The sequence below is a fragment of the Lysinibacillus sp. GW247-5R2A genome (assembly GCF_059424475.1).
On sequence record NZ_JBWKZL010000002.1, the window covers coordinates 390,044 to 411,997 of the forward strand.

At 37.4% G+C, this 21,954-nt stretch carries 27 protein-coding genes and 1 pseudogene; 3 read left to right on the forward strand and 25 right to left on the reverse strand.

What is annotated here, in order from left to right; translation table 11 throughout:
• Positions 1 to 69: 69 nt before the first annotated feature.
• The 10 genes from AC07YC_RS05675 to AC07YC_RS05720 form a co-directional block, all read right to left on the reverse strand.
• Positions 70 to 1,338 (reverse strand): polysaccharide deacetylase family protein, encoded by a 1,269-nt coding sequence (locus AC07YC_RS05675; protein WP_494918670.1) that lies wholly within the window; start codon positions 1,336 to 1,338, stop codon positions 70 to 72.
• A 279-nt stretch (positions 1,339 to 1,617) separates the two neighbouring features.
• On the reverse strand, positions 1,618 to 2,013 hold the full coding sequence (locus tag AC07YC_RS05680; RefSeq protein WP_336636656.1) for a VOC family protein: 396 nt from the start codon (positions 2,011 to 2,013) through the stop codon (positions 1,618 to 1,620).
• 43 nt (positions 2,014 to 2,056) lie between these two features.
• Positions 2,057 to 2,506 carry a GNAT family N-acetyltransferase gene (locus AC07YC_RS05685; protein WP_336636655.1) on the reverse strand — a complete coding sequence of 150 codons (450 nt, stop codon included), beginning with the start codon at positions 2,504 to 2,506 and terminating at the stop codon, positions 2,057 to 2,059.
• 106 nt (positions 2,507 to 2,612) lie between these two features.
• A complete protein-coding gene (locus AC07YC_RS05690) occupies positions 2,613 to 3,449 on the reverse strand; it encodes a D-alanyl-D-alanine carboxypeptidase family protein (RefSeq protein WP_494918671.1) in 837 nt (278 codons plus the stop codon).
• A gap of 101 nt (positions 3,450 to 3,550) precedes the next feature.
• Positions 3,551 to 4,162 (reverse strand): histidine phosphatase family protein, encoded by a 612-nt coding sequence (locus tag AC07YC_RS05695; RefSeq protein WP_336636653.1) that lies wholly within the window; start codon positions 4,160 to 4,162, stop codon positions 3,551 to 3,553.
• A 56-nt stretch (positions 4,163 to 4,218) separates the two neighbouring features.
• Positions 4,219 to 4,638, reverse strand: a complete 420-nt coding sequence (locus tag AC07YC_RS05700; RefSeq protein ID WP_419719865.1) for a DUF3995 domain-containing protein — start codon at positions 4,636 to 4,638, stop codon at positions 4,219 to 4,221.
• 105 nt (positions 4,639 to 4,743) lie between these two features.
• Complete coding sequence (locus AC07YC_RS05705) at positions 4,744 to 5,250, reverse strand: TetR/AcrR family transcriptional regulator (RefSeq protein ID WP_494918672.1); 507 nt, start codon at positions 5,248 to 5,250, stop codon at positions 4,744 to 4,746.
• Between the two features lie 39 nt (positions 5,251 to 5,289).
• Positions 5,290 to 5,430: a hypothetical protein gene (locus AC07YC_RS05710; RefSeq protein WP_336636651.1), complete on the reverse strand. Its 141-nt coding sequence runs from the start codon at positions 5,428 to 5,430 to the stop codon at positions 5,290 to 5,292.
• 94 nt (positions 5,431 to 5,524) lie between these two features.
• Entirely contained in the window at positions 5,525 to 6,016 is a 492-nt protein-coding gene (locus tag AC07YC_RS05715) for a DinB family protein (protein WP_494918673.1), read from the reverse strand.
• Positions 6,017 to 6,165: 149 nt separating this feature from the next.
• Entirely contained in the window at positions 6,166 to 7,854 is a 1,689-nt protein-coding gene (locus AC07YC_RS05720; protein ID WP_494918674.1) for an AAA family ATPase, read from the reverse strand.
• Positions 7,855 to 7,947: 93 nt separating this feature from the next.
• On the opposite strand from AC07YC_RS05720, the gene AC07YC_RS05725 reads away from it, so the two are divergent.
• Positions 7,948 to 8,379 carry a DUF5301 domain-containing protein gene (locus AC07YC_RS05725; RefSeq protein WP_494918675.1) on the forward strand — a complete coding sequence of 144 codons (432 nt, stop codon included), beginning with the start codon at positions 7,948 to 7,950 and terminating at the stop codon, positions 8,377 to 8,379.
• A gap of 179 nt (positions 8,380 to 8,558) precedes the next feature.
• On the opposite strand, the gene AC07YC_RS05730 is transcribed toward AC07YC_RS05725, so the two are convergent.
• From AC07YC_RS05730 to AC07YC_RS05740, 3 genes are read right to left on the reverse strand one after another with little or no spacing between them, the layout of a single operon-like run.
• Entirely contained in the window at positions 8,559 to 8,873 is a 315-nt protein-coding gene (locus AC07YC_RS05730) for a YbjQ family protein (protein ID WP_008177171.1), read from the reverse strand.
• Positions 8,874 to 8,890: 17 nt separating this feature from the next.
• Positions 8,891 to 9,364, reverse strand: coding sequence for a nucleoside 2-deoxyribosyltransferase (locus AC07YC_RS05735; RefSeq protein WP_494918676.1), 474 nt, complete (start codon positions 9,362 to 9,364; stop codon positions 8,891 to 8,893).
• Between the two features lie 10 nt (positions 9,365 to 9,374).
• On the reverse strand, positions 9,375 to 9,809 hold the full coding sequence (locus AC07YC_RS05740) for a GNAT family N-acetyltransferase (RefSeq protein WP_494918677.1): 435 nt from the start codon (positions 9,807 to 9,809) through the stop codon (positions 9,375 to 9,377).
• Between the two features lie 241 nt (positions 9,810 to 10,050).
• Between AC07YC_RS05740 and AC07YC_RS05745 the strand changes: the two genes are divergently transcribed.
• Entirely contained in the window at positions 10,051 to 11,085 is a 1,035-nt protein-coding gene (locus tag AC07YC_RS05745) for a YdcF family protein (RefSeq protein ID WP_494918678.1), read from the forward strand.
• A gap of 108 nt (positions 11,086 to 11,193) precedes the next feature.
• Here the strand turns inward: AC07YC_RS05745 and AC07YC_RS05750 are convergent, their stop codons facing one another.
• From AC07YC_RS05750 to AC07YC_RS05805, 12 genes are all read right to left on the reverse strand, one after another.
• Positions 11,194 to 11,637, reverse strand: coding sequence for a hypothetical protein (locus tag AC07YC_RS05750; RefSeq protein ID WP_494918679.1), 444 nt, complete (start codon positions 11,635 to 11,637; stop codon positions 11,194 to 11,196).
• A 322-nt stretch (positions 11,638 to 11,959) separates the two neighbouring features.
• Positions 11,960 to 12,382: a hypothetical protein gene (locus tag AC07YC_RS05755; protein ID WP_336636645.1), complete on the reverse strand. Its 423-nt coding sequence runs from the start codon at positions 12,380 to 12,382 to the stop codon at positions 11,960 to 11,962.
• Between the two features lie 115 nt (positions 12,383 to 12,497).
• Complete coding sequence (locus AC07YC_RS05760; protein ID WP_494918680.1) at positions 12,498 to 13,298, reverse strand: hypothetical protein; 801 nt, start codon at positions 13,296 to 13,298, stop codon at positions 12,498 to 12,500.
• Positions 13,299 to 13,314: 16 nt separating this feature from the next.
• Positions 13,315 to 14,010 (reverse strand): DUF4274 domain-containing protein, encoded by a 696-nt coding sequence (locus AC07YC_RS05765; protein ID WP_494918681.1) that lies wholly within the window; start codon positions 14,008 to 14,010, stop codon positions 13,315 to 13,317.
• Between the two features lie 13 nt (positions 14,011 to 14,023).
• The gene (locus AC07YC_RS05770) at positions 14,024 to 15,691 is read right to left on the reverse strand and encodes a DUF6138 family protein (RefSeq protein WP_494918682.1); all 1,668 of its coding nucleotides are present in this window, start codon (positions 15,689 to 15,691) and stop codon (positions 14,024 to 14,026) included.
• Positions 15,692 to 15,742: 51 nt separating this feature from the next.
• Positions 15,743 to 16,804, reverse strand: a complete 1,062-nt coding sequence (locus AC07YC_RS05775; protein WP_494918683.1) for a suppressor of fused domain protein — start codon at positions 16,802 to 16,804, stop codon at positions 15,743 to 15,745.
• A 236-nt stretch (positions 16,805 to 17,040) separates the two neighbouring features.
• Positions 17,041 to 17,589 (reverse strand): hypothetical protein, encoded by a 549-nt coding sequence (locus AC07YC_RS05780; protein WP_036126564.1) that lies wholly within the window; start codon positions 17,587 to 17,589, stop codon positions 17,041 to 17,043.
• A 1,182-nt stretch (positions 17,590 to 18,771) separates the two neighbouring features.
• Positions 18,772 to 18,984, reverse strand: a complete 213-nt coding sequence (locus AC07YC_RS05785) for a hypothetical protein (RefSeq protein ID WP_494918684.1) — start codon at positions 18,982 to 18,984, stop codon at positions 18,772 to 18,774.
• 33 nt (positions 18,985 to 19,017) lie between these two features.
• Complete coding sequence (locus AC07YC_RS05790; RefSeq protein ID WP_494918685.1) at positions 19,018 to 19,278, reverse strand: hypothetical protein; 261 nt, start codon at positions 19,276 to 19,278, stop codon at positions 19,018 to 19,020.
• Positions 19,279 to 19,446: 168 nt separating this feature from the next.
• Positions 19,447 to 19,848, reverse strand: coding sequence for a BclA C-terminal domain-containing protein (locus AC07YC_RS05795; protein WP_494918699.1), 402 nt, complete (start codon positions 19,846 to 19,848; stop codon positions 19,447 to 19,449).
• Between the two features lie 275 nt (positions 19,849 to 20,123).
• Positions 20,124 to 20,468, reverse strand: a complete 345-nt coding sequence (locus AC07YC_RS05800; protein ID WP_494918686.1) for a hypothetical protein — start codon at positions 20,466 to 20,468, stop codon at positions 20,124 to 20,126.
• 103 nt (positions 20,469 to 20,571) lie between these two features.
• Positions 20,572 to 20,733 carry a hypothetical protein gene (locus tag AC07YC_RS05805; protein WP_494918687.1) on the reverse strand — a complete coding sequence of 54 codons (162 nt, stop codon included), beginning with the start codon at positions 20,731 to 20,733 and terminating at the stop codon, positions 20,572 to 20,574.
• 282 nt (positions 20,734 to 21,015) lie between these two features.
• On the opposite strand from AC07YC_RS05805, the pseudogene AC07YC_RS05810 reads away from it, so the two are divergent.
• Positions 21,016 to 21,437: pseudogene (locus AC07YC_RS05810) on the forward strand (SDR family oxidoreductase); the annotation flags it as partial.
• Positions 21,438 to 21,954: the final 517 nt, after the last annotated feature.

Below are 21,954 nucleotides of genomic sequence, written 5' to 3' on the forward strand. Positions count from 1 at the left end.
GTTCACAAAAAGGATGCATCGAAAAAATCTAAGTCAGCAAAATAGCAGACTTAGATTTTAGGTCGTATATTATTGTAAAATCTCACTAACCGTAACAAATTCATAGCCTTGCTTTTGTAAGTAGAGAAGGACATTATCTAAACCATTGGCAGTCGTTTGATGGATATCATGCATTAAAATAATACTGCCATCTTTTACAGATGCTTTCACATACGCTAAAATTTTATCTGGATTATGATGCTTCCAATCAAGCGTATCAATTGACCATAAGATCGATGGAATTGTCATTACTGAACGAACTTGATCATTTGTCGCCCCATATGGTGGACGGAAAACAGTTGGATACTGACCAATTGCTGCATAGATGGCATTGCTTGTGCCATTTACTTCTTGTTTGACACCAGCGATGGATAATGCAGTTAATTTTTTATGGTTGGATGTATGATTGCCAATTTCATGCCCAGCGTCATAGATTTGCTTGACGATTGTAGCGTTTTTTGGAACATTTTTCCCTACCATAAAAAATGTTGCCTTTGCATCGTATTTTTGTAATGTAGCTAAAATTTGTGGTGTTACTTTGGCATCTGGTCCATCATCAAAGGTTAACGCTACTCGTTTTTTTGAACCCCTTGGTGCTGGCACCCCTTTATTATAAACTTTATTATTAGTAAGCTGGATATTGGCTAGTTCAGAAGCTTTGACATACCCTTTTTTGTCGCCCGCTTCTACATAAGCCCACCCCGCCAGCGTTATGTAATGCTGCACAGTCATCTTATTAGCAATTGTTCCTAGAACTTCTCCATTTGGACTAGCCGTCAAGCGTAACTCAGCACCATTTGGAGCATTAATTTGTTTCTTTGTTGGTACAGGTTTCTTTAGGGCAATTGTTGCTACATAGCCTATATCCTCTCCATATTGAACGAAAGACCAACCACCAGGTGCTGTACCATAGACATAGACCATGCGTCCTTCATATAGTTGACCAATATGCTGAGCATTTTGACTTGGTGCCGTAAATAAAGTAGTGCCACCCTTCTGAATAACTAAGTAGCCCTCCGACTTTACCTTCACTAAAACGTCAGATGTTACATAGCCGGCCAGCTCTGGCGTTTGAATATGTGTCCACCCTTTACTTGCTTGTGTCACTTGGATAAAGCTGCCTTTCGCAACTTCACCGATTTCCGCGCTATTTGTGGATGGCTCCTCATAAATAACCGCATCTTTATTGATCTTTTGAATCTTCACTGATCCTTCAGCACTTGCTGACAGCTGCCCCACCATCAAGCCTAGTAAAAACGTCAAGCAAAAAGCATACACATAAGGTAAAAATTTTTTCATTATTCTACACCGCCCTTGGATGTCTTTCCATGTCTGTAAATTGCTAAGATTTAACTTTAATTATAGAGGAATCGTCTATACCAGAAAATAGTTATATTCAACCAGATTCCAAATTCAAGTTTTTAGAAAGGCATGGATACAGTACTCCTACCCTATTTTCTATAAAACTAGTCATCTATCAAGTTGATTTCAGTACCATGTGTGTTGCTTCGATAAAGGATAGTGATTGCCTCTAGTAGTTGCAATTCGAACAAACGATTGCCGCCTTGAGCACAACAATTAGGGTGCTACTAATTCAACCTTAATTCTATCAGGGTCCTCAAAATAAACAGCGTAATGCTCTTCTCCCCCTCCAAAGGGATGCTTATTAGCATAAAGAATATGAACGCCCTTTTCTTCTAATTGCTTTGTTATAGCATCAACCTGTTGCCTCGAACTTGCGTGGAATGCCAAATGATTTAAACCTACACGACTTCGATGATAAGCGATATCCATAAACTTTTCGTTCGTTTGAACAAAAACAATATAGGTGTCGTCTATTTTCCAGCTCTGACCACTTTCCCATTCCTGATAAGATTGATAACCTAATTCCTCTAAAAACCAACCCCAAAAATGTATGGTGTTTTTCAAATTCGAAACATTTATTTCTATATGGTGAATAAGTCCTTGTGCCAAATGGATAATCTCCTTTTCAACAAAGTTTTGAACTGCTAAATCTTCATTTATCTATCCATTCATATTGAATATCTGGTAAATTCTCTTCATTCTCATGTCCTCTTCCAATGATGGTGAATCCATTCTTTTCATAAAACCGCTGTGCGTTTTTATTTACTTCGAACGTGAATAGCGTTAATCTTCCACTTGATTGTTTTTTTACATTGTCTAATAATGTTTGGCCAACTCCTAATCCTTGATAATCAATATGAATATAGAGCTGACTAATCTCCTTCTCATTATAAGCAATCATTCCGACTACTTGATTATCCATGAGCGCTAAATCAATTTGAAATGCTTCAAGTAATATATGGTTTAAAAAATAAATGTGGCTTTCCATGCTATGCCGTTCTTCCTGCCCGATAGCCTGTTTCTTGCTGTCTCGCCACATCACCACTGTTTGTTCCGCATATATGGGATCATATGGGATGATTTTAAATGGATATTGGTTCACTACGACTCTACCTCCATGGCATTTGGTAACTGCTAGATCATTTCTTCCATTCCGCAAACATGTATAGTTTAACATAAATAGCCAATCATTCGTGAGTTCAGCCCTATTAAAGAGCATCGTAGGCTGTCAAAGCATCCTCGATATGTGGGGGTGGTGTCCAAGCATAGCCTGGAGCATTTGTCGTAATGAATAGAAATTTACGTCCATCTTTTTCCATTAATGATGCTAGACATAACCCTGCTTCTGGCGTATATCCCGTTTTCCCACCCAAAATTGTTCCATCCATGCTAGGCATTCTCGTAAATAATGAATTTGCTATTAGCAATTCTGTTGGAACATGTGTCGTATAAGCTTTCGAGGTAAAAATTTGATAAAATGTCGGATTTTCTAATGCATAACGGAGAAGCTTACTAATATCCTGTAAGCTTGATACATGTGCCTCATCATGTAGGCCGCTTGTATTAACGAAATGCGTAGCGTCCATGCCAAGTTCCTGTGCTTTATTGTTCATGTAAGTGACGAATTGATCCTCGCTGCCAGCAATGGCTTCAGCCAGTGTAGCTGTTGCATCTGCACCTGATGCAAGCAATGTGCCGTATAACAAATCTTCAATTGTGACAAAATCTCCTGCATGGAAGCCTGCCATAGAGGCATTTTGAGCAGTATATTTAGCGATTGTTTGAGGTTTGACAATCGTCTGCATTTGTAAATCATCCGTCATTTCAATCGCAACAATAGCGGTCATAATTTTTGTTAATGAAGCCGGATATATGATGGCATCCGCATTTTTTTCATATAATACGTCGCCCTGTTCATTAAGCAGCAAAGCATTTTGACTATGTAAGGACGGTAGCTCAAGATGTGCAAACTCCTGTGTTTTGTTAGTATCATATAAAACGAAAATCACGATAACCAAACAGCAAAATAAGACCCATTTTTTCATAAAAAAACGCCTCCTACACAATTATAATAGGCGGCAATTTTGAATATTCCTTAAGTTTGAATAAAAGCAAAGAAGGTAAGGCTCCAATACGCTTTAATCCGTTAATAGATATCTTCGAAATTAGAACAAATTCTTGTCACTTCTTGATTAGCTAATTTAAAAAATACATCTTGAGAAACCTCTAATTGCAGGGCATCTTCTTTATGAAGTCTGGCATAAATCCCCCGTAAAATACGACCTGTTAGACCGTGTGAGACAACGACTACCTTTGGATAATGTTGAATTTCGTTAAGCCAAGAGGACAGTCTGCTCACTACCGCTTCATAACTTTCCCCATCTGGCGCATGGAAATACCAATTAAAAGCATCTGTGTTCGTCAATAAATCTGGCCACGTTTGCTGAATGTCTGACATTTTTAAACCAGCCCATTGCCCAACTGCCACTTCTGTTAATCGTTGATCAAATTCCACCTTATTGTAATCGTAGCCGATCGTTTCACAAAGTATTTCTGTGCTCTCCACCGCTCTTCCGAGTGGGCTTGAAATAATTTTCCAATCATGAGCATGACCAATGAAGGTTTTCAGCATTCGAGCATTTTGTTGCACTTGCTCACGACCAAGCACCGTTAGTGGCGAATCTAGTTGTCCTTGATATCTTCCCTGCGTATTATATTCAGTCTCGCCATGACGAAGTAAGTAAATCATTTGCTGCATGAATTGGGTCCCCCTATCCAATAACTTACTCTCATTATGTTAGAGGATTCATTCTTTTAAAGCAATAACATGATATAGACGAAGCCCAAAAACAAACATAAGGGGCTATATAGCTTCGTATCATTTTTAGCGAATGGAGAATGCTTGATTGTTTTAAAAAACCCAACATATTTGAAATCGCCAATTGCCCGTATACTAAAAACAATGGCACAGATGATAGAGCCCACTTTAGAATAGGCGGAGGCAGGTAGGGCTGTCATATACCCCCCTTGGACAAGAATGATAATGCTAGCTAATAGAACTAGCAAGGCCACACAGAGTGTTCCCCATTTTCTCGGACTAAAAACCGCTTGTAGGCTGCCTTCTTTGATGGGGATAACTGCTCCAGTCCCCCATTGCCCACCAAATGCCCAATATACATGAATGATACTAATCAGCCATAATAAACACACTGAAACTAATGATAAAATAAACATAATCAGTTCCTCCACTTCCATCAACAACATACGCCACCGTATGTTTAGGGGATAAATAGGGTCCCTAAAGATTTGTTATTGACTCTCATAGGGACATCCTAATTTCTATAACAGTAGCTTCACCATTATCTCTAAATCAAAATGGGGGTTGGCTTCATAGCGAGTCATCCAGCCAACATAGGCTAAATAAGCTAGCCTTGCTCGATCGATTGCTTGCTCTCCATCCATCCCTTTTTTTTGATACAGCTTGGCGACACAGTCAATTCGTTGTTCTTCGATTTGAACAATACGAGTAGCGACATGCGCATCATATTTAGACCAAGCATAGATACCCATTTCTATTTTCTTATCTTTATGAAAGCTTATGCGTAAGAGCTGCTCTAAAGTAGCCCCTTCCTGCTCCATACTTTCAATAATGGCTTTTGTCGCATGTGTTTCCCAATAATCAAGCATAGCATCTAATAGTTCTTGATGATCACGAAAATAATGATAAAAGCTGCCTTTACTAATGTTTAAGGATCGAGCTAGTGCCTCGATACGTACTTTATGTATACCGTCTTCTGCTAATTGTTGTAGGCCGGCTTTTATCCAATCATCTCTCGTTACTTGCATGCTCATTCTCCTTAAAAATACGATGGCGTATGTTTTGTCTTATATTACCACTTTATTTTTAATTCTTCCACTTTTCTCGCCCTTATGATGAACATTGATATGATTATTCACCGTAACATTAATGGTGATTACACGTGGTAAGATAGCACATACTAGCATAATGGCCATGAGCTTTTTCATTCGTTTCCCTCTCTTCTTTCGACATTGGTATTGCTCTCGTATAAAAATATAGGAACATCCGATTTGGACATTCCCATCCCCTAAAGAATCTTTATTAACAGTCACGTTGCCCTGGCCAAGCATCCTGCATTTTACTTAGCAAGACAATTTGCCCAATATGATAGGCATCATGCATGGCTATACTTTTCAGCTCAAGCACTAATGTTCGTTCTCCACGGACCTTTCTATCTAAATCCTCTTGTGCTGATTTTGTTAGTATTTTTCCAAGTTCACGGTGTACATATAAATATTCCTCTTTTGTTTCCTTCCAATTTTGCAACGTCAAGGTTGGTAAACGGAAAGTAGCGTCATTATTTTCTGCCTGCGGTTCATTCTCTGTTTCATCAAGATATCGCATGAGCAATCGCTTTTTAAAGAAAAGTAAATGACAAACTATTTCCCAAATGGAATTCGTTGCCCCCTCAGTTGGTTTCCAAGTCGCCTGTTCAAGCGTAATATCCTCTAGCACTTTTTCAAGCGGTGGAAACCAGTCTTCTTGATCTAAGCAGCTTGTCCATTGTTGCAATAAAAGCATCTTTACATCCATTTTCTTGTCCCTCCCATTGGGTATTTAGTATACAAGACTACGAATTAAGTTGTTTACTTTTGCTCATCTCACTTTACACTAGCTAAGGCTTTTAATTTGATTATCCACCAACCAACTTGCTCTAGAGCAGACGGACAATCAGACTGTCTTTAAAAAGTATTATCAAATAAATTTTCTGCCATGCCCAATAAGATATCATGCTCCTCAAATGTCATTAGCTGTTCTTTTGTTATCGTTGCCTGTTGAATTAGTCGGTTTGATTGGATGGTTACCAGTTTTTCAAACAAGTTTCGAATATAACGACCATTCGAGAAATTAGGGATGCTTTCAATTGGTATTTGATCTAGCTGCCTTTTCATATGATGTGCAAAGGATTCACCGTATTGATAGTCATTCGTATGACAAAGCATAGCAAAAATCTCATAGAGTTCCTGCGTACTAAAATTATCAAATTGTACAAAATGATTAAAACGTGATTTAAAGCCTGGGTTGGATTGTAAAAATTCCTCCATAAGCTCTGTATAACCGGCAACGATGATTACTAAGTCATCTCGTAAATCTTCCATAGCTTTTAATAAACTATCAATGGCTTCCTTGCCAAACGCATCTTGTTTATCATTGATTAAGGAATAGGCTTCATCAATAAAAAGAACACCTCCTTTTGCTTTATGGACCACTTCTTGAACCTTTAATGCAGTTTGTCCCACATATCCTGCCACAAGCCCTGCACGATCTGTTTCCACAAAATGACCGCTTGATAGGACACCCAGATGCTTATAAATTTGACCAATAATACGTGCCACTGTTGTTTTACCAGTGCCCGGATTACCAGAGAAAACAAGATGATAGGTAATAGGAAAACTTGTTAAGCCATGATCCACCCGCAAACTTTGAATTTTAATAAAATTGATTAAATTATGTAGTTCCTTTTTGGCATTTGGTAAACCTACAAGGCTATCTAGCTGCATTTGTAGTTTTTCTATCTCCTGCTCGATTTCAGGTGTAATCCGCAGCCGTTCATCATCGATAAATTCGCCACTGTAAATGATCTTTCCTTCTTCATTATAAAAGTCCCCGCGTCCATGCTTTTTGCCATGCACCAGCTCTCCTCTATAAGAGGCTTGTCCATTTGCATAATAAAGTACCCCTTGTCCGGTCATCGCATCCTCTTTAAATTGACCCTCCGCCTTTAGAACCCCTTGCCGAGAATAGATTTTCCCTTTACCATGCTTCATATCTTCAAAGAAATAGCCATCATATCGGAGCGCTGACACACCAATGGAAAGCTCCTCAGCAGTCGGTGATTCAGGAGAATAATAAAGCTTTCCTGCCCCCTGCATATGATGCCAAATAAAATCACCCTCGTATTGTAAAAAACCATTTGGATAGTATTGTTTGCCTTTGCCCTTTTTCATGCCATGAACAAAATCCCCCTCGTACTGAGGCTGATTTAAATGAGGATATTGTTCGCGCAAAGCTTGATAAGGGGCAATAAAATCCTCTTCATAATATAAAATGCCGTAACCATCCATTAAATCATTCCGAAAATGACCTTCATAATGAGTGGAACCGTCCTTATATAAAATGCCATGACCTTGTTTTTTGTTTTGAATAAATTCGCCCTGATAAATAAGCTGCCCTTTTAAATACATAATGCCATTTCCTTGTTTCATATGATTGACGAATTCACCCTCGAATAATCGTTCACCATCTTGGTCAAATAATATGCCCTTGCCATCATAAATATCGTGGCCGAAATCATTTTTTTTGACACCACCTTGATACATGATCGTTCCGTCTGGGTAAAAAAGTTCTTTTTCTGCATGATTATGTGTCATTTTATTGCCTTCCTTTATCATTTCAGTATATGCTCAATTATAGCGTGGATAAGAATACATATGTGCGAATTTTTAGAATTTAAGGAGAAGAGCATGAAAAAAAGATATAAAATACTTCTAGGCATTTTACTACCTCTACTTATTCTGTATATCTCTACAATGCTGTTAACGCGTGACACGGATTTTTCAAAGGAGGTTACGGAACGTCTCGATGTAGAGGAAATTAAGTCGATTGAAATTATTCGTGCCTCAGATGAAAAAACCATAACGATAACAGATGAAGCTGAAATGAATCAAATCATGCAGCAATTAAACGAGCAACCATTAAAAAAGGTATGGTTTACTAAATCTAATTTTAAAGAGGCATATTGGATCACTTTAGCGATTAATGGCGACCGAGAAGTTGGCTTACGTTTAGATGATGCCGAGCATTTATTTGTTTATTTATATGAGGAAAATTACATGAAGGATTACAAGGTGACTAGTGATTTCGATACGTCATTCATTGAACAGCTTTTTCAATAAAATAAACATAGACACCACTCCAGGCTAATGATGATTCATGTCAAAGATATACGTTCAAATACCTTTTTGAAGGTTCATTAAACAAAATAGGTTGAATTTTTGACATAATCAACAAAAATTTTTCATTAATGCGGAATAAAAAAGGACTTTAATCCATTCGATTAAAGTCCTCATACTATTTATTTTAATCTGACAGCCGTGCCATATACTAAAACTTCTGATGTACCATCCATCACGGAAGACGTTGCATAGCGTACGCCAACAACTGCATCTGCGCCTAGTTGTTTGGCCTCTTCCTCCATTGCCTGTGTGGCAATTTCACGGGAGCGCACTAGCATTTCAGCATACTCTTTCATCTCTCCGCCCACAATATTTCGAAGTCCAGCCATCATATCACGCCCTATGTTTCTTGACTGTACAGAATTCCCCTTCACTAAACCTAAAGTTTCAACCACTTCTTTTCCTGCCACCACATCGGATGTTGCTAATAGCATCGTGTTTCCTCCTCATATTACAATTTTTGAATAGCTTCCACAGCCTCTTCAATAGAAGCTGTAATGACTCCATTACGTTTAATTAAGCCGATTACAAATAAATTACGGTAGACAAATTGATTCTCAAGCCCATCTCGTACCAATGCCTCTATTTTTTGCATATTGTCTCGCCCTTGTTGACGAACATCTGTCAGTACACCAATAATAGGACGGTTCAGCATAGAAAACGCCCCAATTTCAGCGGCTACACCAGAATCAATCTCAACCCCATCTAAAACGGCAATTAATACATCACTATTTTGTAGCATTTCTAAGTCTGCCTGAGCAATCGCTAAACTATCCGCATACGCTGATTTATCATTAATAGCATCATTCTCCTGCGGAACATATAAGGCAATGCCTGGTACTGCTTCACGAATTGCTGCGGCTAGCTGTTCATTTACTAAACGATCTCCTAAAGAAAATAATCCATTTGCTAAATATACTTTCATGTTGAACTCCTCAATCTATTGTTTTTTCAAAAATGATTTTATGTCTTCCCTTTTCATCCACAAATGTGGAAGCAATATCAAAACCATGCTTGAGATTGGCGATGAGCATGGTTTTGAATGTATTTCTGCCATATGTACGAACTTTGTCAAAGCCTAGTGTTTTAATATGTTCATGCTGTTTTTTCATTAATTGGCTAGCAATCCCCTGACCTCGCTTCGTGACATGAACACCACCCAACCAACTATAAAATACACCATCTGGATGTGGATATCCTAGTTTAAAGCCAATAACACTTGCATTCTCCACCGCCAAGAGGCAAAGGAGGCCCTCTTTCTTCGCTAGCTTTTCAACCGTCAGCTTAGCACCGTCAAAAACATGGGCATGTAGTTCTTGCAAAGAGTCGAGCCAATCATAGGGTAGACCTTCTATCGTCACAATATACATGTTCATCACCTCTATCTGTTTGATAGTATAACAGAAATACTTTACATTCGTGATACTTGAACAAACAGAGCGAGAGAGGAATCGTTTGTTCTGGATATACTTTACAAGAAATCGATGCTATGCCATTCCTTCATGTAAGGTCTAAGGCATTGCTCATGCTGGAAGTTAGTTGATTTCAGCTAATAATTCCTTATAATAGAAAGATATCATCCATCCACAACATCACTAGAGGTGTATTTTTATGTATTTTGGCATTATTCCACTAATTTTATTGTTCATTTTTCTCTTTTCTTATTGGAAAGACCCGAGAAAGATGATTAACGGACTACTATTTAATATGTTTGTCTGTTCATTTCTGTTATTCTGCTTCATTGTTTCCTTTTCATCCGATCTTTACTTTTTAAGAATGGCTGTCGTTATTCCACTAATTGCCCTTTTTCTCCTTATTCCCTTTGCAATTATTGCTTTAATGTTTGGCCTGTTTTTAAATGCTAGAGTTTTAATGAAACGGGAAGGTAGACGCTTGGCTAATTCATTAACCTTGCTAGTAGCCATTGGTATTTTATTATTTATGCTGTTACCGATAATCAATCCTGCTAGCTTGTTGTCTAGCCATCTCCAACCGATATTTGCTGGGGTATCCCTTATTACATTTTATTTCTTTATCCATTTATCTAATTTCTTATCAGCTTATTTTCTCTATCAATTTAATCGTCCCAAGTATAATCAAGATTTTATCATTGTACTGGGAAGTGGCTTAATTAATGATAAGGTACCGCCCCTGTTAGCTAGCCGCATTCAAAAAGCGATTGATTTCTATTATAGACAAGCTGCTGTAAGTACCCCTCCAACGATCATCCTATCAGGTGGTCAAGGATCTGATGAGAATCTACCTGAAGCAGAAGCCATGCAAAGGTATGCGATTGAAAAGGGGATTCCTATTGAGCATACGCTACAAGAAAATCGTTCCGTCAATACGTATCAAAACATGTTATTTTCGAAACAAATTATGGACGATATTAAACAAGGCGAGGCATATAACAGTATTTTTACAACCAATAATTTTCACTTATTTCGTGCAGGAATTTATGCCAGACTTGCTGGCTTAAACAGTCAGGGCATTGGCTCGAAAACGGCCTTTTACTATTGGCCAAATGCCATGATTCGTGAATATGTAGCGATTGTTGTTTTAGAACGGAAACGACATATGAAACTGATTGCCCCCATCATTATTATGACCATCCTATTAGCCCTATTCAGCTTTTTCTTTGTCTAAACTGTTGAAAGGATTCAATACATTTACGTAGTTGAATCCTTTCATTGTGTTTTTATAGCCAGGACTTCTAGATTGTCTTAAATGGCGTTTGCTATGGGGCATTTCCTATTAATTTTGGGCTTTTTCAGCAGCCTTATTCAACCTTGTAGCTGTTTTATACTCAAAAACGGTCTTGATGTGTAGGCATGTTTTTAATTGAACAAAAACATTTATTAAAATAACTAATAATGGGTGCAGAATAAAGACTATGGCTATTTGAGCATATGAGGCATCAAAATAATCAGCATCCGTATTGAAAAGATAAATATTCAGCACCATAAATAGCGTTAATACAGATATTACAGTGTAACGAATGGTATTTCGATAGCCAATCATTGAGCCACAAATATATAACATTGTAGAAATAAATATGAGTACATGTAGTGTAACGGCTTCATCTATTGCATATGAAATGGGTATATCAGAAGTAATCAATAACCGATAAGTGAAAGCCCCTAGTAAAATAATCGTTCCAAACAACAGTAATAGATTAGAAATAAAACTTTTTCTCATGTTCTCACCTTTTTTTAAGATTTAGGTTGCTGTTTTGTTTTTAAATCTCACTTTATAAAGAGATGCAATATTGAATTCGTCATAACAACAGTAGAGGGCTAAAATTATCAGTTTAATAAAAAGACTGCGTAATGAGTATTAAAAAAATCCAGTGTTTCTTGCACAAAATAAACTAGTGGCACCATTTGCGGACAATAAGGAAAATGAATCTATCGTAAGAAACAACATACGCTTCCTGTAGTGGCACAGTTTTGGTACTTGTATAAAAACAGAAACACAAAGCTTTTAGAATCTCACTTTACAATAGTAAATGGCGGCCTCTTTATTTAGTTACCTTTTCTAATATGCTAAAAAAATCGTTATCGTTTACGATGGCATAGTTTTCTTCCGTGCTATTAACGGTCAATGCCCTTTTTTCTGAAACGAGGTACATTGTATAACCTGTATTTAATGTAATGGTGATTCGGTAATCGTAATCAACTGGATTTATAGTTGTTTTATCAAATTTTGCATTCTGAAAAGCTTGTAAAAGCCTTTTTTGCATTTCTTCTGGAATTTCAATTTGTGTATATATATCTTCTTTGTCTGTATCAACGGTATGAATGGTTATAGATGGATTTTCAACAGTAAAATCAGCGTTCTCTAATACGTCTGTTGCAGAGTATCCTCCGTCTTTCTTTGCAATCAAAAAAACAATAGCGATGACGATTATAAGTAAAGACAAAATAACTTTGATTTTTTTCATATAGCTCCTCTTTAATTGTAATGAAGTAAACTTTTGAGTCATATGTAAAAGATATTACAGCTCTGCTGACGCCATTGCACGAACCATTCTATATTCATTGCAAAAAAGCTCTTTTTTATAAATAAGAGCCAAAGTAGAAATTCACTTTCTCTTCTGAATAGCCGTCCTGACCTCTCCAAGTTGCCATAGACATAAAATCAGTTCCCCGCCCACGTTCCTTGCGATAATCGTCTGTCGATACTAGTAGACCGGCATACCCCCATATTTCCATAACGGCATCTCGCTCATATTGATTGGATTTGAAAACATCCTTCCAACGTTTTTCTAATTGTCTAGCAGCATCCGTATCTTTACAGGACTTTATAGCCTCTAGCATCTGTTTGAAAATTTCTATATCTGCCTCACAAACGATTAACGACTCTTGTTCTTGTATTAAACATTCTAGATCGAGCAAACAATACACTAGCCAGTTTAAGCGAACACCTCCCCACTTCACTCGTTCAAAATTCAGGACATTTAGATCTTCGTTTATATAGTTTTCATTCGACATTATTTTATGTTCATTACAATAGCCACAGGCACTGTAGGATACTAACTCTTCAGGTCGCTCATGATACGTATGAATCGGTAGTTGTGCAGTAAGAGCCCAGCTTGATAACGCACTCCGTAAATATACTTTACGGGTCGAAAGGCTGTGCAAAAAGGCCTTCACCACAAGATCCTTAGTTCGCATATCATCATGAAGCTGTCGCAGTTTTTGTATACATTCATCATGGGAAATCGTTAGGCGATCAAACATCAAGCCCAGCCTTTTCGCATACTGAAAATCCTCCTCTGTATACGTATACTCCCCTTCCCTCCATCTACCAGATTGCCAATATGTTTGCATTAAGATTTTCTTTGCCTTTTGATCCATTAAAAATCCCCCCCTACTAAAGTTCTAACTTGACCTTTAGGTTCTCCGCCATCTCTCTCCATTGCTGCTTCCAAGGCAAGCCATCCAGTTCCTCTTCTGCTTGATCGAGCCAATAATCACCCTCCATTAGCTCAAACATGTCCATAAAGGTTATCACGGCACATACTGGATTGTTTAATGCCGCTATCATCGGCTCTGGCCCATCATCCCAGTTGTAATGATTGACAATGGCATGCAAAATAATAGACGAGGAAACCTTGTTAATTTCTTGACACATCTTCTCGAGATTTTCTTCATAAAGGATAATATCCACTTGTCGCTGTTCTTCCGAATTCAAGGTCAATCTAATGGCGCCTGGTGTATCTAACAATAAATCCGCTATTTCGCTTTGCGCTCTTGCGGCATACCAGGCAGTGGCTGTCATTCCTTCTGTAGCCTGTAAAGAAATGCCTCTAGCAAGGAGTAATGAAATTACTTCTTTTTGCTTAAATTTCACAGCTTTTTTAAGTGCCGTATCACCCAGCTTATCTCGTACCTCCAAATCTATATTTTGCGCAAGCAGAAGCTTAATCCCTTCCATTGACATCCGATTTGTGATGAAAAGCATTAACGGTGTTCTTCCTCGTGCATCACGTTCATTTACATCCAGCTTGCTCACTGCTTCACGCACAGTCTCCAGATTTTTGGATTGACTAACCTCCGCCCATTCCATTTGACTTTCCCTCCTAATTGACCCATTGTTGTAATTTTTCTAGCTCTTCCTTCCTTTCCGAAGTTCCTTGTTTTATACGCTGGGCAAGCTTCTTAGCACCGCCAAATATTCGGTACAAAACAAATTCACGCTCATAGCTTTCTTTCGTTTCTAACTCCTGAACAAGCGCCTTTAGTAGGTCTACTTCCATATTTTCAATCCCTTTTAGCGGCTTTGCTGATTCATTAGCACCAAGAAGAATGGCTACAAATACAGGAATAAGGTCTACCGATAAGCCGTGAGCTTCAATAAAAGCCTCCCCATAGGAATCCTGTACAGACTGATGCTCAGAATCGACGAGGGTCATATAGCTTTGCACAAGCGAAAAATAATCCTTACTATATAGCCCTAAGCCCAAAACCGCATAGGTTCCAGGCATGGCTGATTTTTCACTTGGCTCTACATCCTGGTACCATGCATATTCCTTCATTGCCACCTGAGCATAGTCTGCTAATAAAGGAAAAAGACTAGGATAAGCTAGGCAATTAGCAAAAAACTGATGAAGCTTCGATTTGGCTAGCTTTTTAAGCGGAAGGAAATTTTTCACTTTCGTCTTTAAGGTCATTTTATAGCCATTCGGAAAGCCTTCCTGTAAAAGATGAATGATATAATGAAGCGCTTCACGATAAGCCGCTTCCTCTTCCTTTTTTATTTGTATATCAATCGTTTGCAAAATATCATTGGCTCTGCCCTCAATTAAAGCACTTTTGCACTTACTGTCAAAACGTCCACTTCCATTTAGTAAATACTCCGTTGCCTGCTGTGAGCCAAGCTGTTTGGCAAGACTGAGGTATTGCAAAAGAGTAGCTGGTTCTTTATAACCGATTTTGACCGCCACATAGAGAAAGAAATCTAGCTTTTCCTGCTCCATAAACGGTTCTATGTCTTCATTTTTAAGTATCCACTCATTGGTGTAATCATCTGTTTGCACAAAATAGCCCTTTAAAAAGTGGTCTTCTGCCCAATGTTTAAAAGCATTTGTAAAATAATAGCTCCACTGATCTAAACGCTCTTTATTCGCCAGATGTTTTTCCTGTAGCTGACGAATAACTGGTTCGATCTCCTCTGCTGTTTGTTGAAAAAAATGTGGATTGACTAAATGCTGTGCTAAGAAAAACTCATCATTGTCATTTGGACGCACAGGAAGCTCTGCCATAACCTTCGTTTCAATAAAAGATGCTAATTCCTGTTTCGTTAACGCTAGCTTCTGTTCATTAAGCAGCTCCTTTTGAAATGCCCACATCGTCTCACCATACTCAAATTTAAGCAACACCTGAAAATGATAATCAAAAAATCGAGGACCATATGGCTGTGCCTGAAACATTTTCTCCATCTTTGTACTTAAAGCCGAAAAAAGATTCTCCACATAGTTTTGTTCTATAATTTCCTGTATGTATGTCCCTGCATCCACCTTATAAGCACTATCACTCCAGCTAAATGGTTCATAGATATCTATATAAATAGTCCCGTATTGACTTTTGCCTTTTTTCCATGTGATTTTTAAATAGTTAAAGATACCTGCTTGTAGTCGGCTTTGATGTTGAATACCTTCAAGACGTTTACTTTCTTGCTGATAGACGGTGGTAAGCTGATCCCACACATCCGTTAAAAAATAATCTATAGACTGCTGCATCTGCTCCATCCTTTCTTAGTGAAAAATCTCTCGCCAAAAAATATTTAGCGAGAGATTACTCTATCCGATTGTTTTCACAACCGCACCTTCTTGATTCTTTATATGTGTTTTCATAATTTGAAAACTTACCCCTTCTAATGAAGATAGGGCAAATTGCTTTTCTTGCGGCACTAAATTTTGACTTAACTCCTCAACTGCCTCTTTGTTCAATGTAATGGTAATTTCCTGTTCATTTTCCTGATAACCTACTGGATGACCTGGTTTAAATACTATAGTTAAATCTTGACCGACTAAGCTAAGATTTCTGTCCTTTACTATTCGTCCACGTAATAATTTGCCAATGACATCAGCCTGCTTCGCTCCTAATTGAATAACATTGGATTGTTTGTTAAACCAGCCCTTTTTCCCTACCTGCCAAGCCAGCTGATCGACAAATAAAAAGCCTGTACTTGAACCATCTTCCATCATTCCTTGCTCTACCGCCTCTACAATCTCAGGACTTTGTAATAGCGAGGGGCGTGTTAAGTCCGTTATATAGCTTGGAATTTGGTGAATACCCGCCTGTAGTACACCGAGAGTTTTCCATGTCTGCATTGCTTCTAGTTCATCCTCTGTAATGCCGACCATTTGGATAAATTCCACCTTACCATTCGGCGTATCCATTTGAGCAAGCTCAGAATCATGCGTAAAGGCTAGTGCTGTTAATTGCGTATCAGCATCTAGACAGATCGGACCATTTGCATCCAAATAATCACCTGCTCTAAAAACATTCCCACTATTAAAAACATATCTACCCATATTCTGTAATAGATTCAACGCCCACGCTGGTGGTTCTTCCTCATCTTCGGAGCGCACTAAGCGAAACGTCAATTCAAATCCATAACCACTAAAGTCTTTATTTTCAAGCTCTTTTTCATATAGCTCCGAGAACCCATATGTGACTAAATGCCAATGGGGGACTGGAGTTTCACTTTTATAGGCACTTATACCATCCAAAGGGTCTTGTCCACCTAATGAATAAGGAATCATGGTGCCGTAATGCTTTGGCTCCTGTTCCCCGTATACCTGTGATACAGCTTCATCAATCGCATCCCAGCCTACTGCCATAACCTCTTCACTCATTTACGCTTCCTCCTTGCACTCTACTAACCTATTCTTTATGATACCAATTTTATGGTAGCTCATTAACAGCATTAGGACTCATTTTCACCTTTCGTGCAACTAGGTTTATTTTCATTCCACATGAGGAAAATATGACTAACGCAAAAAATCAGGCCATCTTCTGTATTCCAAAAAGATCGCCTGAATAGCCTACTATTCTGCCATTTAAATTTATACATTCTATCCATCGAAATAGGTTAGCCATACATCATAGCTGGCTCACGCACAACATGTAAATAATCTGCCAGCTTCCCTGCAAATACTTGCTCTAAATATGGTAGTTGTGCGAGGCAGTGAGGCGTCATTAATGCTGGATTTTGATAAATCTTTAAACCGCCCACTTTTAATAGCGTCGCGACAAACTGGGAGCAAAAATAGGCACGTTCTCTTCTTACTTCCTTTTGCATCATCACACCAAAAAGCCCGATAAAGTTGTATTTATAACGATCTCGGTTCCAATACATATAACGCACGATTTTAGCCATTTCTAAATATTGATAATGAGAAATTCTACAGCGATAAATGACACAATCCGCTGACTCAAATAGCCCTCTTTCCGCATCCTCTCGCAAAAAGCCACCACTTAAAGGATTGTTTAATTGCCTACGTCCAAAGCTAAACATTTCGTATAGCCCATCATCAAATGCGATTGACGCATGATTCATCTCTTTACCAGTATACATACCTATCGCTTTCGATAATAATGTCCCTGTTTTAGTTAATACTATGTAAATCGTATGTGCCATTTCTTCACCTACTCCAATATTCTTTCTACAACTACCAATACGTTTTAAATCTTCAAATGGTTTCGTGATTTTCCTATTTTTATAAGTATATACTATAAACTTAAATATTTTCTTAGTAGAACCTGAAGAATTTCTTAAGATTTAGTTTTGTTTGCAAGTATGCTCTGTTAGCAAACTATGAAAATATCAACTTTTGAACTACCTTTATTTATATGCCGTTAACTGTATTCTTATGTGGGATACTTTTGGGGTGCAGGAGATTTTTTTACTGGGGTACTTCAGTTAAATACTCTTCTACTAAATTAGTTACTAACTTTTATTTAAATATGTAAAATATGTCACATTACCTAAAATGATAAACGGTATATAAACATATATACCTATTAGATACACCATGTCAACAGCTCACAAATAAATAGCACTGTTCGGCACAGTGCATTGCTTGGTCTTGTTGTATAAAAATAGCCCTCCACAGATGATTGTGGAAGGCATTTTGTATCATATTTAAACTTGGTCTTTGTTATTGAGGCAGAATCAATTCTACACCTTCACTATACATCCAGCCTGGATCTAAAAATGCGCCAGCAATCCAGACCTTTGTTTCAGTAGTATTAATAGTTAATTCAAATGAACCATCCGGATTAACCGCTGTATACCAAATAAAACCTTTGAGATCCTGACTTGAAAAAACTTGAACTTCTTCTGGTCCTATTGCTGCTCCAGCACTACCTGTTATTTTATAACGACCATTTTCTTGAATGACACTAATTTTTTCTGCTAAAGGAGCAGGATAGTGTTTGCTGTTCTCGTCTTATACTTATTTGAACTTAAGTTTTATAACGAGCCTTCACCGCACAGGCGACTTTCATCGCATACGGCGATCCGTCAGCAGTATAACTAGTGCTTATTTCCCCGTCAACATCTTAATTTTTTTTCTAAATTAAATCAATAGAATTTTGGCAAGGTAAAGAAATCTTAACCTTTCATGGACTCTTTCATTTTTAAACAATAAAAAAACACTAGCTTTTACTGCGTTTACTTCATCAACTCATACTTCAAAGCATCCATCTCACACCTCAGCTAAAGTTTATCATTATCAAAAACTACCTCAATCTTTTGCTTGCCATTTTCATCTTTCTCTATTTCTCGGTGCCTGATGATGTATGCTTGGCCTATTTGATTTTAAGGGAGAATGATAGTACCTTTGATTAATTTGCCAGCAAGCTGTAGGTAACGATTGATCTGAAGCTTTAGCTCTTCAATACCTGACCATAATATACCTATTTGAATGGAAGAGTATAGATCCACCTCCCCTAGTAGATAAATTTCAACGTCAATGATTCTTAAAGGAATACTTTGCATATAAACACCTTTTTTTGCATAAGAAAAGGCCACCACAATTACGTGCAGAGGCTTTATGTTTATACTTCATTCAGATATGTAACCCCGTAAAACATCCCAAAATACACCGTAAAAAACTAAACTTTCAAGGTTGAATTGCTCAACTATATTCCATATTTGTTTACCTAATTCGTGACTATATTCCATTGTAAATCTCACATAACAATCTTCTTCAATTTGCTCTATCTCGATATTACCAACGCCTTTAGTTAGGAATAAGTAATGAGCAAATTCATAAGCTTCTTTTAGATTAGTAGTAAATACTTTTTCATGTCTTATTGCATTCACCTTACATACACCGCCTCTATCTATAATAAATTCAATAAAAGTGAAAGATCTCCTGCAATATAGACAAAATCACCGGTGTAAAAGAAAAAAGACTGCAGACAAACTCAATATTCATTGAGTTTGTCTACAATCTGAAAGGACACTTAATATGAGCGCCCTTTGTATAATTTATTTCTTTGATATGCTCAATGACGTAGCTTTAGACGAATCACCAGAAACTAATATAGCCGCACCTAAAAGACCATATAATTGCAAACTTAAAGTATCACCAGCCTTCAAATTTACAGTGGTTTTTTTAGTTAGAGAATCCGTACCCGTAGCTGGATTTATCGCACTATTTGGAAGTTCAGTTCCATTTAAAAGTATTCTAGAAGATACTAAAAGTGGTGTAGTGAAAAAAACATCATACTCAAGTTCATAAGTTCCTGGTTGTTGAATTGTGAAAGTATCATTTGCTCCATTCACTGCAACATTATTTAACTGTTGATCGTTAGGTAATGGAATTTGTGTCCCGCTCAATACTACAGCAATCACTGGCCCATTTGTGTTTTTTGCCGAATTTACTACTATGCTATTCTCGTCTTATCCTTCTCTTTCTTTAAGTTTTATAACGAGCCTTCACCATACGGGCGACTTTCATCGCATATGGCGATCCGTCAGCGGTAGATCTTAAAACTTATTTCCCCTACTTTTCATTATATACATACATCCAAGAAACAATATTGAGGAATGTTAATAGTATTTCAAATAATGTTAATAGTGTAGATTAAGGCAATAAAATAACGTTAGCTTGCGTTTACGTTTAGTGTAAAAAAAGACACTCCTTCATAGGAATGTCTAAACATTTATCTATAAATATCTAATAAATTTAATAAATACATTTCTGTTTCATTGATCGAAAGCATTATTTCCTTATGCAATTGATCCTCCATACTATCTTCAGAAATAAACTGTAAGTATTTATTTACTTCCACAAAGAATTTTTCAAACTCTTGTAAAAATTCATCAATTTTTTGATCGCCAGGTGTTACAGATAGATAAATAGTTTTGAATAAATTAAAGTCACTATAGGCATTACTTAAAAAATAGATAGCCAATATTTTATCGCTAGTGACATATGATTTTACAAAGGTCAGATTTTGTTTTAATTTATTCAATGAATTTATAAGATTTGTAGTTTGTTTTAGCATATTTGCAGTATTACTATACATCTACTAACCACCTCCAATTTAATAATAAGCAAAAAATCACCAAATTGGAATAATATTCTGCATTTTTCATCTTTTAAAAACTTTATAGAATCTGCCATTGAATGATAGCATCGGTCCAAACACCAATAATCAGTAATACAAATACCCATCCTACAAACTGGATGTAGATTTTTAATAATGGGCTTTCCGCAAATCCTCTTGAAAAGGGGCTCACCTTTAAAACATCATGAGGATATTTCAACATTATATATGAAAAACTGCCAAAAATGAACGTTACCCATATAGCGGTCATGAACATTTCCTAGTGTCACTCCTAAACATCAAGATTCAACGATCGCATATTTATTATATTGTTCCCCCTACACTCTTGTGCCATCGATGCTGTTATGTCAAATTTCTCATTTATAACAAAATAAAAATGAGCTCGATCAAAACGCGAGCTCATAGATTCCTTTACCTAATGGATAATAAGGTTCGTAAATGGGATGCCAATAATATGGGGGTCTAACACCAATACTCAGTGTAAACAAGAGCGACCCTCCCTTATTTACAGGCTGGGAGTTCCATAATTGGTACTGCTTCGGTTGTAGCTTATGCTGGGGAGCCTTTATTAATCGATTGCTCTGCCACAAAAGCAGCTATCGTCAGCTGGACTCGTTCTTTAGCTAAGAGCATGGCTAAAAAGCAGATTCGCGTCAATGCAATTGCCCCCGGTCGAATATGGACACCATTGATCCCCTCCGGTTTTCCTCTGACGAAAACGCATTGCACGGAGGGAATCTTTTTAACCGAATGGCACAGCCCTTTGAAGTGGCCCCGACATTCGTTTATTTAGCATCAGATGATTCTAGACATGTAACGAGGCAGGTTTTACATGTGAATGGCGGAGAATCCACCAATCATAGCTACGTAAAGAAAACTCAGGCAACATGTAAAATTGTATGCTGAGTTCTTTATTTTCTCTTTTCAGATTTTTTATGGAAAGGTTCAAAAAAGATGCTATCAATTCAACTTTGCCTCTTTATTTCATTTACTTTTCAATTTATTGACAGTGGTTATGTTCATAACTACAACAACATACATTAATTGCGGGATAGCAACTTTAACATCGCCCCCAAGATGTTTTTGTACAACGCTATCCCCGCTTTACATTGTAGTTTTCGACGAGCATAATACTCTCCTATCGGCTTTCTCTACGTTGTTATCCCTTCCGTAGTAAAGAATAAATCAACATATCTCTACATTCGCCAGTCACACTATGACATTCATATTGTCTTAAATAGTCCTCTTCTTTAAAATTGAATTTGGTTAATTGAATCGGCTACACTAAGTTGGACATAAAAAATAAGGGCTAGTACACTTAGACTACCAACTTAAAGGAGCGTGCTACTATGTCACGTCAACGTCGAACTTTTACATCTGAATTTAAATTGCAATTAGTAAAACTTTATGAAAATGGAAAATC